The following is a 13,748-nucleotide window of genomic DNA, read 5'->3' on the forward strand; positions in this document are numbered from 1 at the left end:
CGTAACGATGTCGTCCGTTTCTCCGATATAGGAGAGGAGAAAGGAGACCACGTCCTCTCCGGGAAAGGGAATTCCTTCACTTCCGCTCCTCGGGCTGTTTTTCACAGGTCTGACCTCCCTTCCGCGGAACCCTTCCGCGGAACCCTTCCGGCAAAACCGTCCGCCGGTTTTTTCCGCTGCGGATTTATGTTACCATATCCCTGCGTCCGATACCCGGGAAAGGAGGCATTCAATGAGAATTCATACGGAATATCTGTGGTTCGAAACGAAGAAACGAAAGGAACTGGTCCGCATCACGCCGCAGCTCGAGCAGATTCTCGGGCGCAGCGGTGTTTCGGACGGGATGATGCTTGTCTCGGCCATGCACATCACCGCCGGGATAATTGTGAACGACGACGAACCCGGGATTCACCGGGACATCATGGAGTGGCTGGAGAAAACAGCCCCCGAGGATCCCTCCTACGCCCACCACCGCACGGGAGAGGACAACGGGGACGCACACCTGAAGCGGATCATGGTCCACCACCAGGCGATCCTGCCGGTGACCGGCGGAAAGCTCGATCTCGGACCCTGGGAACAGTGTTTTTACGCGGAATTCGACGGCAGGCGCAGAAAGCGCGTGGTCGTCAAAATCATGGGGGAATAAGCGATGATGAAACCTATTCTTCTTCTGGGAACGGCGTCTCTTCTGGTCTTCTCCCTTTTCTCGTCCCCGGCGCGTGCGGCCGGCGAGCTCATTCCCCTGGAGGACTTTTTCCGGAATCCCGACAGGAGCGGATTCCAGATATCCCCCGACGGGTCGCGCATATCCTGGCGGGCCTCCTGGGAGCGACGGATGAACATTTTCGTCCAGAAAATAGGAGAGGAAACAGCGACACGAATCACGTCCGCCACGGAACGGGACATCCTGTCCTATTTCTGGGCCGGGAACGACCGGATTCTCTACCTGCAGGACTCCGGCGGAGACGAAAACTACCATCTGTACGCCGTGGACGCCGGAGGGTCCGAGGCGAGGGATCTCACCCCCTTCGAGGGAGTCCGGGCCACCATCGTGGACCGTCTCGACGAGATCGACGACGAGGTTCTCATCGGGATGAACCGGAGGGATCCCCGGCTCTTCGACGTCTACCGGCTGAACATCGCCACCGGTGAACTGATCCTCCTCGAGGAAAACCCCGGGGACATCGAGGAGTGGATGACCGACCACGAGGGAAAGCTCCGGGTGGCCATCCGGACCGAGGGGGTCAACCAGTCCCTCCTCTACCGGGAAAGGGAGGATTACCCCTTCAGGACGCTCCTCACCACCGACTTCCGGGAGAGCGTTTCTCCCCTCTTTTTCACCTTCGACAACAAAAAGCTCTACGTCTCATCCAACGTGGGAAGGAATACATCGGCCATCTTCGTCTTCGACCCTGAAAAGGCGAAGAACGAGGAGCTCGTTTTCGAGCACCCCGAAGTGGACGTGTACACCCTGTTCCTGTCGAAAAAACGGAAGGTGATCACGGGAACCGGCTACACCACCGACCGGTTCCGGTACCATTTCTTCGACGAAGAGCGGGCGGGCCTCCAGAAGGAACTCGAGTCCCGCCTTCCCGGGTACGTCGTCACCGTGGCATCCATGAGCAAAGAGGAAGACAGGGTCCTCCTCCACGCGGGAAGCGACCGGACCCTTGGAGCATATTACTTTTACGACATGAAGACAAAGGACTTCCGGAAGCTGGCCGACCTCAGCCCATGGCTGCCGGAAGACAGGCTCGCCCCTATGAAGCCGGTGAAGTACACTGCCCGGGACGGACTCACCATTCACGGCTACCTCACCCTCCCCGCCGGAAGCGACGGAAGAAACCTCCCCGTGGTGATCAACCCCCACGGCGGGCCGTGGGCACGGGACACCTGGGGATACGACAGCGAGGTCCAGTTCCTCGCGAATCGGGGGCTCGCCGTGCTCCAGATGAACTTCCGGGGCTCCACGGGCTACGGCAGGGCCTTCTGGGAAGCCGGCTTCAAACAATGGGGACGGGCAATGCAGGACGACATCACCGACGGCGTAAAATGGCTCATTGAGCAGGGAATCGCCGATCCTGACAGGATAGGCATATACGGGGGCTCCTACGGCGGGTACGCCGTCCTCGCAGGGCTGGCCTTTACGCCGGAGCTTTACGCCTGCGGGGTGGACTACGTGGGGGTGTCCAACCTCTTCACCCTCCTGGAGACCATTCCTCCCTACTGGGAACTCGGACGGCAGATGCTCTACGAGCAGATCGGCCACCCCGAGAAGGACAGGGACCTGCTGAAGGCAGTTTCTCCCGTCTTCCACGCCGACAACATCAGGGCCCCCCTCTTCGTTGCCCAGGGAGCCAACGACCCCAGGGTGAAGAAGAGCGAATCGGACCAGATCGTGGAGGCCCTCCGCGCGCGGGGGGTGGAGGTGGAGTACATGGTGAAGGACAACGAAGGGCACGGCTTCCTCAACGAGGAGAACCGGTTCGACTTCTACCGGGCCATGGAGCGCTTCCTGGCCAAGCACCTCGGGAGCCTGGCGGAAGAATAGCGAAAGATAAAGGGCGGGCCCCCGGGGGCCCGCCCTTTATCTTTCGCTATTCCTGCTCTTCCCGTTCCTTTTCCTTCAGCCAGTCGATCCAGTACAGGTCCGTCCGGCGGCTTGACAGGTTCCGGACGCTTCCCTGGAGCCGGAGTTCCTTCAGGAGCTCCACGTCGAGGTCGGCGATGAGGGCCATTTCCGTGTTGGGAGTCGCTTCCGCCGCCACGGCGTCGTGGGGGAAGGCGAAGTCCGATGGCGTGAAGATGGCGGACTGGGCGTACTGGATGTCCATGTTCTCCACCTTGGGGATGTTCCCCACGCTCCCGGCGATGGCCACGTAGCACTCGTTCTCGATGGCCCGGGACTGGGCGCAGCGCCGCACCCTGAGATAGGCGTTCTTTGTGTCTGTCCAGAAGGGGATGAGCAGGATGTCCATTCCCTTGATGGCCAGGTACCGGGAGAGCTCCGGAAATTCCACGTCGTAGCAGATGAGGATGCCCACCTTCCCCACGTCCGTCTGGAAGACCTGAAGGTCGTGCCCTCCCTGGAGGCCCCAGTACCGGTACTCGTCCGGGGTGATGTGGAGCTTGTACTGCTGGTCCCAGGTGCCGTCCCTCCTGCAGAGGAAGGAGACGTTGTAGAGCCGGTTGTTCCGAAGCTCCGGCACGCTCCCGGACACGATGTTGATGTTGTAGGAGACCGCCATCTCCACCAGGCTCTTCCGGAGTTCGGCGGTGTATCCCGCCAGGGACCGCATGGCCTCCGCCGGGTCCTCCTGGTCGAACTGGGCCAGCAGAGGGGCGTTGAACAGCTCGGGGAAGAGCATGAGATCCGTATTGTACCCCGCCTGGGTGTCCACGAAGAACTCCACCTGCTGCAGAAAATCGTCGAAGGACTCGAAGCTCCGCATCTGCCACTGGACGACCCCGAGGCGCATATAGGTCTTCACCTTCGAAATGAGCCGCTTCCGCTCCTCGTAGTAGATGTTGTTCCACTCCATGATAACGCCGTACCCCTTGGAGCTGTAATCCTCCGGCCAGTAGTTTTCCACCATCTTCTTGTAGTGGAAGTCGTTGCTGATCTGGAAGGTGAGGACGGGGTCGGAGATCTCCCGGTTGTTCACCATGCGGAGGTATTGCTGGGGGGTCTTCTTCTCCGCCCATTCGGCATACCCCGGAATCCGTCCGCCGATGATGATCCCCTTGAGGTTCAGGGTCTCGCAGAGTTCCTTCCTGGCGTCGTAGAGGCGCCTGCCGAGCCGCTTCTCCCTGTAGTCCGGAGACACGAAGATATCGATGCCGTAGAGGTAATCCCCTTCCGGGTCGTGGTTCTTCAGGGTGCCGTCGCCGACGATCTCCTCGTAGGTATGCCTGTCGCCGAAACGGGAATAGTCGATGACGAGAGAAAAGGCACCGGCCACCACCCTGCCCTTGTCTTCTATGCAGAGCTGCCCCTCGGGAAAGCGGGTGATCATCGCCAGGAATTGTTCCCTGGACCAGGCTCCTCCCATTTTAGGGTATATCCTGTCCATGATCCGCTTGACTTCATCATAATCTTCACGAGTGAACTGGCGCAGCTCCAGTTCATGCTGGTACCGTTTCCGGGCCATGAGCGTCCGTCCTTTCAATGCAGAGTTTCTCTTGATTTTATTATACGGTGTGCAGGGAAGAAAAACATGGGTAAGGACGAGCCCCGAAAAAAACAACCGCCCCAGGGATGTTCGGGGCGGTTCGGCCGGTTATTCCGGTTTCATTCCGTAGAGAGAACAGTCGGGGTTCAGCGGGCGTGCCGGATCCTGGTACCTGGTCTCGAAGCAGAGACACGATACCGGGATCTCGTACGGCCCGTGGACCATGCCCACCGGCCTGCAGGCGTAGTATCCCGGCGCGGCGGTCAGTTTTTTCGCCGTGTCCACCATGTACCCCTCGAGGATGAACACCTCCTCGCAGAAATCGTGGACCTGGGTCTTCGGAATCCGTACTCCGGAAGCAAATTTCACCAGTCGGGTGAGGCTTCCCGTATCAGGGTCCCATGAGAGAATCTTTTCGAAGACTCCCTCTTCCGCTCCCTCCACCTGTCTCCACTGCCCCAGGGGCAGGGTGTCGGTAAATTCCATCTCCGGTTTTGCCATGACAATCCTCCTTGCGGTCCAATCAGAGCCCGAGGAAATCGGGCAGCCATGTCACCACGGCGGGGACATAGGTTATGAGCAGCAGCAGGGCGAGAAGGGGTATGAGCATGACCACCAGATCCCTGAACATCTCCCGGAGGGAGGTGCCGGCGATCTCGCACGAGACGAAGAGACAGACTCCCAGGGGCGGAGTGCACATTCCGATGGTCAGGTTCACCGCCACCATGACGCCGAAATGGATCAGGTCGATGCCGAAGGTCTTCACCAGGGGAAGGAAAAGGGGGACGAAAATGGTGAGGGCGCTGGTGGTGTCGATGAAGGTGCCGGCGATGAGCAGAATGATGTTCATCACCATCAGGGCGCCCCACTTGGTGTCGATGACCTGGAGCAGGCTTTGGGTGATGGACTGGGGAATCATTTTCACCGTCATGAACCAGATGAAGAGGCTCGCCGTCATGAGCACCGTGAGAATGACCCCGTTCGTTATGGCCGCCTCGATAAAGGCGTGGACTACCTTTTTCCAGGTCAGTTCCCGGTAGACCAGCCGGCCGAGGAGCAGGGCGTAGGCGACGGCGATGGCGGCCGACTCGGTGGGGGTGAATATGCCCCCCACTATGCCGCCGATGATGATCACCGGCATGAGAAGGGCGAGAACGGCATCCTTGAGGCCCTGCCGGAGTTCCGCCGCCGAGGCCCGCTTTTCCCGCCCCACGTAGCCCCTCCGTTTGCTTATGATCCAGTTGGCGATCATAAGGAAGAAGCCCATGAGAAGACCGGGAATGACGCCGCCCATGAACAGCTTCGCGATGGAGCTGCCCACGATGACGCCGTAGACCACCAGGGGAATGCTCGGCGGGATGATGGGACCGATAGACCCGGCGGTGGCCACGAGGGACGCCGAATAGGCCGGGGAATACCCCTTGGAGATCATCTCGCTGATGAGCAGTGCGCCGATGGCGGCCGTTGCCGCTATGGCCGATCCTGTGACTGCGGCGAAAATCATGGAGGCCACGATGGCCACCATGCCGAGGCCGCCGGGCCAGTGCCCGACGAGGGCCTCGGAAAAGGTGGTGATCCGCTTCGAAATTCCTCCCACGGCCATCAGGTTGCCCGCGAGAATAAACAGGGGGATGGCCACGAAGGCGAAGTTGTCTATGCCGGTGAACATCCGCTGGACGATGACTTCAAGGGGCAGCCCCATGCCGAGAAGGCCTGCGAGGGTTGTGGCCCCCAGAGAGAAGGAGATGGGAATACCCAGCAGGAAAACGCCGAAAAGACCGGCTATCCAGAGCATGGTCCGTCACCTCCCGGCGGAAGAGGAATCGTTCCCTCTTCCCGCTGCCATTGTTCCCAGGAGCTTCACCGTGTCCAGCACGAGAAAAAGGACCATAAAGCCCACCGTGAAGGGTATGACCATGTACACGTAGCTCATGGGAAAAAGGAGGTAGGGGGTCACCTGGTCGGCGTTGGCCGTCATGAAGGAGAAGCTGTAGCGCAGGACTACGGACAGAAACGTGCAGACCACGATGTTGGACAGGAGATCGAACCAGGGTTTCAGCCGCCGGGGCAGCACCTGGACCAGCACGTCGATGTTGAGGTGGGCCTTCTTGAACACCCCAACCGCCATGCCGAAGAAAACGGAATACACGAAGAAAATCCGGATAATGTCCGTCGCCCAGGGCATGGGGAGCTGGAACACATACCGCTGGATCACCTGGCCGAAGGTGACGGCAAAGACTACGGCAAGACAGATTCCCGTGAGAACGGAAAAAAGCGTCTGTATTTTTTTCACTTGAATCCACCTCGAGCTCTCGAAAAAAGCTCCGGGGGAGTTCTCCCCCGGAGCTACGGGGTGCTACTTCACCTTTGCGACTTCGTCCTTTATTTTCTGGACAAGAGCCTCGGGAACGGAGTCGGCGAGCACCTTGTGAAGATTCTCGGTGGCTTTGGCGAAGGCCGCCTTGTCGGGGTTCTCCTCCACTTCCACTCCGGCCTTCCGGATGACCTCGAAGCGCTCCCTGTCAAGCTCGGCCAGTTTCTGCCGCTGGAAGACCGCCGCTTCCATGGCCGCTTCCCTCAGTATGGCCTGGTGTTTCGGTTCGAGGCCGTTGAACCACTTGGGATTGGCCACCACGAGAGCGGGTTCGTACGTATGGCCGGTCAGGGAGAGATACTTCTGCACCTCGTAGAACTTCATGGAGTAGATGGTGGCCACGGGGTTCTCCTGGCCGTCGACGACCTTCTGCTGCAGGGCGGTGTAGAGCTCGCCGAAGGGGATGGGGGTGGCGATGGCGCCGAGGCGCTTCATGAACTCGATCCAGATCTTGGACTCCTGGACCCGGATCTTCAGCCCCTTCATATCGTCGGGAGTCTTCACGGGCCGGATGTTGTTGGTGATGTTCCTGAAGCCCACCTCCCAGATGGAGAGGTTTACGAACCCCTTGGCGAGCATGATGTCGGCGAGATCCTTGCCCACTTCTCCGTCCAGGACGGCGTAGACCTGCTCCCTGGTCTGGAAGAGGAAGGGTACGCCGAATACCTGGAGCTCGGGGACGAACCCGGCCATGTTCCCCGCCGCCACGGAACTCACCTCAATGGTGCCCATGCGGACCCCTTCGGCCAGGTCACGTTCTCCTCCGAGCTGGGCCTGGGGGAAGATGGTGACTTTCATCTCACCGCCTGACTTCTCTTCCACAAGCTTCTTGAACTGCTCCGCGCCGATATGGTACTGGTGCTCAAGGCTTCCCGAATGGGCGAACTTGAACTCCACGGTCTTCGCAAACGCCGTCCCGGCCAACAGGATCATGCACGCCGCAACCACCGCAAGAAACACTCCGCTTTTCTTCATTTTCTTCCCCTCCTATCTTAGATGGGTCCCGTAAATCTCGGGTACCCTGTCATTGAAGACCGTCAGGAAATCCCTGGTCTTGGTTACCTCGTCGAGGTCGATAGTCACAAACCCCGCCTCCTCGCCTTCCCCGCCCTCGAAGAGAATTTCTCCCTTGGGGCCGAGAATCATGGAGCCGCCGCCGAAATGGGCATCCCCGGTGATGCCGCACCGGTTGCAGGCCACCACGTACATCTGGTTCTCGATGGCCCGCGCCCGGAGCAGGGTCTTCCAGTGGTCCGCCCTGGAGCTGGGCCACTCGGCGCTCACGAACAACACCTCCGTGCCCTGGAGAGCATAGGTGCGGAGCCATTCGCAGAACCGGATGTCATAGCAGATGACGCAGCCTGCCTTCGCCCCCTCCAGGGAGAAGAGGCATTCCTTTCTGCCGCCGGTGAAATATTTTTCCTCCTCCATGAGGCGGATGAGATGCACCTTGTCGTAGTAGGCCACCAGCTCGCCCCTGGGGTTGATCACCTGGGCTCGGTTGGCGTAACCGCTCCCCGTGGAGGCCAGCACCGAGCCCCCCACGAACCAGACGCCGTACTGTTTTGCCAGACGCCCGAGAAATTCGGCCGCGCCCTTCCCCTCGGGGTCGGCGAGCTCCGCCGCCCTGTCCAGGGCGTACCCCACATCCCATATCTCCGGTATGACCACCGCCGTGGGGATGTCGGACGGAACGGACACCGAGGCCATCCACTTCTCCACGTTCTTCCTGTTCTTCTCCCGGTCGCCCAGGGCGACATCAAGCTGCAACACGCCGACTCGAAGCTTCATGGAACCGCCTCCTCAATTTCGATCGGGAAGGACCCGCACGGAATACCCGTGCCGGATCTCCCTTCCAAGAACGGGATCCTTCAGGGAGAGGACGTAATGCTTCCCGCAGACTATCCCCTCGCCGAGTACCGGCAGGGTGCCGCTGAACAGGGCGAGTCTTCCCGCCCCGGCCGGGGCGTCCTCCCGGGCCAGTTCGAAGAGCTTCTCCGGAGGAAGCATTGTTCCGAGAGTTCCTTCCTGGTAGAGTTTCCCGTCATTCCAGGTTCTCAGTTCGATGGAATCCCAGTGTCCCCTGACATCGTCCACCCTCCAGAAGAGGGAGCCGACAACCTTCGAGCAGGCCTGCTTCGCCTTGGCCACCGACACCGTTTCGAGCGCCCTGTCGGTGTGGTCGCTGGCCACGGTCACGCAAAGGTTGCCCTTCTCGTCCCGAGCCAGGAACACCTCCCCCTCCCCTGAGGAAGATTCGCCGACCACCCACAGGAGCCCCGTGGTCGACACCCGTTCCGGCTCCACCCAGTACATTGACGGCACCTTCTCGGGGGCCGGAACGCCGATTTTCCGCAGCTCCTCCACGTGGGCGAGCACTCCCGCCTGGTTCCGGCCGGTGTACCCCGCCGCCACGCAGGCGTCCCAGGAGAGAAGAACCTCCCGGGAGACGCCGTCCTTCCCAAGCACCGCGCTTTTCATCCGCATATTCAATCAACTCCCTCTTCCGTATGAGGACGGAATGTCCTCGATCTTCCGCAGCAAAACAGCCTCCGTCTTTTCGAGATGTTCCAGGAGGGCTTCCCTGGCAGCCCGTTTTTTCCCTTCCCCCACCGCAGAGAGTATTTTCCCGTGTTCCTCGAGGACGTCGTCATACCGTTTTTCGTTCATGGCCAGCATGCCCAGCCAGATCATCTCCTCGCTCACGGCGTTCCAGAACTTCCGCAGAACAGAGTTCCCGAGGACGAGAAAGAGCACCGAGTGAAAGGACTGGTCCGCCGTGATGAAGGAAAACAGGCTTCCCCGGGATTCGGTCATCGCCCCGGCCATGGCGGCCATCTTCCGTCCCGCCTCCCGGGCGAGCCCCGTGGAGAGAAGAAGGTCCAGGGCATCCCGCTCCAGAATCTTCCGCGCCTGAAACACCTCCCGAAGGTCAGATGGTGACACGGGACGGACCTGGATGTTCTTCCGCGAATTCACCCGCAGCCATCCCTCCTGGGACAGGCGGTGGACCGCCTCCCTGACAGGCGTCCGGCTCACGCCGAGTTCTTCGGCGAGGTTCCTTTCCTGCAAAAGGGACTCCGGGGGATATTCCAGGGACAGAATGCCCCTTTTGATTCTTTCGTACACCCCGGAGGCAAGATTGTCTTTCCTCAAGTGGTATACCACTTCCTTCCATGGTATACCACAAGAATAATCAATCAAATGTATCCTGTCAAGAGAGCGGTGGATGCAATACCCTTTCGAGCCGCCCTTCTTCCCGTATGATACAATTGCTTGCAAGCAGCATGGGGGGCCATTCCGGTCTTTGAAGAACAGAGAAAAGGGAGCTGAAGCGGAAATGGAGAGTTGCGGCGGAGTCAATTTCGAACACGTGGTCGACATCAGCCCGGTGGTTTCCATGGTCTGGCTTTCCGCCGGCAGCGACGCGCCGTGCTTCGTCTCGGGAGCGATCGCCTCCTTCGGGTATTCCCCTTCCGATTTCACCTCGGGGAAGATCCGCTATGGCGACCTCATCCACCCTTCCGACAGGGAGGGGCTGGACCTGGTACCGGACTGCGCATCCAGGGTCTACAGGATTGCCGCCGCCGACGGGAAATGGCGGTGGGTATCCCACAGGGTCTGCCGGCTGGAGCACACCCCCGGCGTTCCCGGCGAATTCCTCTGGACTCTCGTGGACATAACGGCCCACAAGGAAGCAGACGATCTCCTCAGAAAGAACGAAGAAGAACTCCAGGCACTGCTGAACGCCATTCCCGCAGTGCTTCTCGTCGTGGCTGAAGACGGGGAATGCCTCCGGGTCACCGGGGCCCCTGACACTCCCCTTGTAAAGGAAGCCGCCGGGCTTGTGGGGAAAAAAGTGGACGGGGTACTGCCTCCGGAACGGGGCAGTGAAATCCTCATCCCGGTGAAACGGTGCATTGAAACGGGAACCCCCCAGTTTTTCACCTTCGAAATTTCTCTCGGCGGGCGGACCTATTTCCAGGAAGCCCGGGTATCTCCCTTCGCCGGATCCTTCGGGGGCAGGAGGGCGGCCATGGTGGTAGCCCTTGATGTCACCTCCGGAAAGGAACTGGAGGATGAAATCATGCTCCAGACGGGCCACGACCCCCTCGGAAGCCCGTCGAACAAGGGGCATTTCAACCGGAAGCTGCTCCTCTCCCTGGCGGAAGCCCAGCGGACCAAGTCGTCCCTGGCCTTTTTCATGATCGACCTGGACCATTTCAACACGGTGAATGAGGCCATCGGACGGGACATGGCCGACCTCCTGCTCAAGGGAGTGGCACGAAAGATCCAGGGGGCCTGCCGCCAGGGCGATATTCTTTACCGCATGGAGGGAGTGAACTTCTATCTCATCCTCCCGAGGCTGCGAAACAGGGCGGAGGCTGCCATGGCGGCTGACCGGATTCTCGAAGCGGTCCGCACGGCGGCCGAGGGGTACAGCGGCAACATTTCGCTGTCGGCGACCATCGGCATCAGCCTGTTCCCCGATAACGGACCGGACGGGAAAGCCCTCCTCCGGTCGGCGGAGACGGCCCTCTCCTCGGGAAAGGCTGCGGGGGGAGACTGCTTCATCTTTGCGGACCCCGCACCGGCAGGGAAATAGCCGCCCTTTCCCGCCTTCTACCGGTTCAGGGCGAACTGCACCGCCGCCCGCACCGCGGACACCATGCTCGACTCGTCCGCCGTCCCCTTGCCGGCCTTGCCGTAGGCCGTGCCGTGGTCCACCGAGGTGCGGATGATGGGAAGCCCCACCGTCACGTTGACCCCACCCATGAAATCGGTGATCTTGAGGGGAATGTGTCCCTGGTCGTGGTACATGGCCACCACAATGTCCGATTCGCCCCGAAGGGTTTTCACGAAGACTGTGTCCGGCGGCACAGGGCCCGTGGCATCCATTCCTTCGGCCCTGGCGGTTTCGATGGCAGGGATGATTTCCTCGATCTCTTCCCTGCCGAAGAGGCCGTTTTCTCCGCTGTGGGGGTTGAGCCCCGCCACGGCAATCCGGGGCCTCGGCACCCCGAGGGCCTTCATCGCCGTGTCGGCAAGGCGGATCACCGTCAGGACCCGTTCTTTCTTCGCCCGGTCGCAGGCCTCCCGGAGAGCCACATGGGTGGAGACGTGGATCACCCGGATGCCCCCGCCCATGAGCAGCATGGCGTAATCCTTCGTTCCCGTCAGGTCGGCGAAAATTTCCGTGTGGCCCGAATAGTTGATTCCGCCGGCGTGGAGGGCTTCCTTGTTGATGGGGCCTGTGACTACCGCGGCGATCTTTCCCGCCGCGGCGTCGGCAATGGCCCGTTCGATATATGCGAAAGCGGCCCTGCCGCACTCTCCCTGGACTTTCGCGAATTCATAGGGTCCGGTGAGGACGCCGGGGGACACGACGCTGATCTGTCCCTCCTTCGCCTCTTCCGGCCCGCCGACGGGGACGATTTTCTCCGTGCAGCCGACAATGGGGGCCACCCTGCGGAGGACCGCCTCGTCGCCGTACAGAACGGGGACGCAGGCGGACAGCACCTCCTCGTTTCTCATGGCCTTGATGCTGATCTCGGGACCCACTCCCGAGGGGTCTCCTATGGTGATGCCGATAATTGGCCTTGTCATGACACTCTCTCCTCCGGAACAAAATAGTGTCTGCCCGGGCCCGGCAGGGCAGGACGATACAAGGGGCTTTTTCTGACCGGCGGGTTCCCTTCAGTTCCCGGGGGTCCACGATAACCGACACGCCGCCGGGGATGACCGCCCCTGGAGGCGTTCCCGCCGCGCAGGATTCCCCCCAGGGGAAGGGGCTTGATGACCGCTCCGGGCACAGGCCTTCGGAACCGGTCTTGCCGGATATTCGGAACGTATTGTTGCGGAAAACGGAGAAAAGGTCAACGGCATACCCTCCACCTAAATCCGCACCTCCGCGGGGAGTGTCACCGGTGCCTGCGGATTTAGGCCCCAAGGGGGGACTGCGTCAGGAGGAGGAAGTGTTCCGGGGAGGAGGGAGGCAGATGCTCTTTCCCTGCCCCTTGGCCCTGTACATGGCTTCGTCCGCGTTGGCCAGAAGCTGCTCCATGGTCTCCCCGTGGTCCGGGAAGAGCCCTACACCTACCGAAAGGGAAAGGAAGACGCTCTCCTCCCCAAGGAAAAAGGGTTCCCTGAAGGCCTCGATGATCCGTTCGGCCACCGATTCAGCCTCATCGGCGCCGCCGATGTCCGGCAGAATGACGGTGAACTCGTCCCCCCCCAGCCTGCAGACGGTATCCGTTTCCCTCACACAGGCCACGATCCGGGCCCCCGCCTCTTTCAGGAAGGTATCGCCCGCCGGGTGGCCGTACCGGTCATTCACCTTCTTGAAGCCATCCATGTCCACGAAGAAAAGGGCGGCCTTTCTCTTCTGCCGTTTTGCCCGGGCCAGGACCTGGGTGAGCCGATCCTCGAAGAGAAAGCGGTTCGGCAGGCCGGTGAGGAAATCGTGGGTGGCCTGGAACCGGATGTGCTCCTCCAGTTTTTTCCTTCCGGTGATGTCCGTGTGAGTGCCTGCAATGACGAGGGGCCGGTCTTCAGGGTCCTTCCTGACCACCCTCCCCCGTTCGAGGATCCACCGTTCCTGCCCGTCCTTTCCCAGAACCCGGTATTCAGCGCTGTACGTCGCGGTTTCCCCGGCGAAACACCGCTCCTTTCTCCTGGAAAGCCGTTCCCCGTCTTCCTCGTGGATAATCCGCTCCCAGGCTTCGGCAGACGCCGATTTCGAGATGCAGAACGCCGGATCTTCAGCACCTCCGCACAGGATCTCCGCTGAAAGGGGAGAAAGGTCCGTTTTCCCCGTGGCCCTGTTCCAGATCCAGACTCCGTCCCCCATGCCCTCCACGGCGAGCCGGAGCATCTCCTCGCTGGAGCGGAGGTCCTCCTCCGCCCTCATCCGCTCGGCGATCTCCATCTTCATTTCCTCGTTCGTCCGGGAGAGTTCCATGGTTCTCTGCTCCACCTGCTGCTCGAGGAATTTCCGGTATTCCTCCAGTTCCCTCCGGGACTCCTCGAGCTGGGACATGCGTTCCGCGAGATCCATGTTCAGCCTCCGGAGATTCCGGTACAGCTCGAAGCTCTCCAGGGCCCCTGCGGCGGCGGAGAGGAGCACCGAGAGAAGGGAAAGGGAATAATCGGACAGATGACGCCACTCCCCTTCGAGAATGCCGACGAACATCCCCCTGGTC

At 60.8% G+C, this 13,748-nt stretch carries 13 protein-coding genes; 3 read left to right on the top strand and 10 right to left on the bottom strand.

The features are described 5' to 3' along the window. Positions 1-232 precede the first annotated feature (232 nt). Positions 233-646 carry a secondary thiamine-phosphate synthase enzyme YjbQ gene (locus tag JMJ95_RS03870; protein ID WP_290682832.1) on the top strand — a complete coding sequence of 138 codons (414 nt, stop codon included), beginning with the start codon at positions 233-235 and terminating at the stop codon, positions 644-646. 3 nt (positions 647-649) lie between these two features. Further along, positions 650-2,551: a S9 family peptidase gene (locus tag JMJ95_RS03875; protein ID WP_290682834.1), complete on the top strand. Its 1,902-nt coding sequence runs from the start codon at positions 650-652 to the stop codon at positions 2,549-2,551. Positions 2,552-2,597: 46 nt separating this feature from the next. Here the strand turns inward: JMJ95_RS03875 and JMJ95_RS03880 are convergent, their stop codons facing one another. From JMJ95_RS03880 to JMJ95_RS03915, 8 genes are all read right to left on the bottom strand, one after another. Then, a complete protein-coding gene (locus JMJ95_RS03880) occupies positions 2,598-4,151 on the bottom strand; it encodes a bifunctional GNAT family N-acetyltransferase/carbon-nitrogen hydrolase family protein (protein WP_290682836.1) in 1,554 nt (517 codons plus the stop codon). Positions 4,152-4,280: 129 nt separating this feature from the next. Beyond that, complete coding sequence (locus JMJ95_RS03885) at positions 4,281-4,673, bottom strand: cupin domain-containing protein (protein WP_290682838.1); 393 nt, start codon at positions 4,671-4,673, stop codon at positions 4,281-4,283. A 22-nt stretch (positions 4,674-4,695) separates the two neighbouring features. Beyond that, positions 4,696-5,967 carry a TRAP transporter large permease gene (locus JMJ95_RS03890; protein ID WP_290682840.1) on the bottom strand — a complete coding sequence of 424 codons (1,272 nt, stop codon included), beginning with the start codon at positions 5,965-5,967 and terminating at the stop codon, positions 4,696-4,698. A 6-nt stretch (positions 5,968-5,973) separates the two neighbouring features. Then, complete coding sequence (locus tag JMJ95_RS03895; protein WP_290682842.1) at positions 5,974-6,465, bottom strand: TRAP transporter small permease; 492 nt, start codon at positions 6,463-6,465, stop codon at positions 5,974-5,976. A gap of 63 nt (positions 6,466-6,528) precedes the next feature. Then, positions 6,529-7,521, bottom strand: a complete 993-nt coding sequence (locus JMJ95_RS03900) for a DctP family TRAP transporter solute-binding subunit (RefSeq protein ID WP_290682844.1) — start codon at positions 7,519-7,521, stop codon at positions 6,529-6,531. A 12-nt stretch (positions 7,522-7,533) separates the two neighbouring features. After that, positions 7,534-8,337, bottom strand: a complete 804-nt coding sequence (locus JMJ95_RS03905; protein WP_290682846.1) for a carbon-nitrogen family hydrolase — start codon at positions 8,335-8,337, stop codon at positions 7,534-7,536. 12 nt (positions 8,338-8,349) lie between these two features. Next, positions 8,350-9,033, bottom strand: a complete 684-nt coding sequence (locus JMJ95_RS03910) for a DUF2848 family protein (protein WP_290682848.1) — start codon at positions 9,031-9,033, stop codon at positions 8,350-8,352. Between the two features lie 6 nt (positions 9,034-9,039). Continuing rightward, a complete protein-coding gene (locus JMJ95_RS03915; protein ID WP_290682850.1) occupies positions 9,040-9,702 on the bottom strand; it encodes a GntR family transcriptional regulator in 663 nt (220 codons plus the stop codon). A 151-nt stretch (positions 9,703-9,853) separates the two neighbouring features. On the opposite strand from JMJ95_RS03915, the gene JMJ95_RS03920 reads away from it, so the two are divergent. Beyond that, the gene (locus tag JMJ95_RS03920) at positions 9,854-11,152 is read left to right on the top strand and encodes a sensor domain-containing diguanylate cyclase (RefSeq protein WP_290682852.1); all 1,299 of its coding nucleotides are present in this window, start codon (positions 9,854-9,856) and stop codon (positions 11,150-11,152) included. 17 nt (positions 11,153-11,169) lie between these two features. Here JMJ95_RS03920 and pdxA read toward each other — a convergent pair whose 3' ends face one another. After that, positions 11,170-12,153 carry a 4-hydroxythreonine-4-phosphate dehydrogenase PdxA gene (gene pdxA, locus JMJ95_RS03925; protein ID WP_290682854.1) on the bottom strand — a complete coding sequence of 328 codons (984 nt, stop codon included), beginning with the start codon at positions 12,151-12,153 and terminating at the stop codon, positions 11,170-11,172. Positions 12,154-12,508: 355 nt separating this feature from the next. Next, positions 12,509-13,748: diguanylate cyclase (locus JMJ95_RS03930; protein ID WP_290682856.1), on the bottom strand; the 1,240-nt coding region annotated here is incomplete at its 5' end.

The organism is Aminivibrio sp. (assembly GCF_016756745.1).
GTDB lineage: Bacteria > Synergistota > Synergistia > Synergistales > Aminobacteriaceae > Aminivibrio.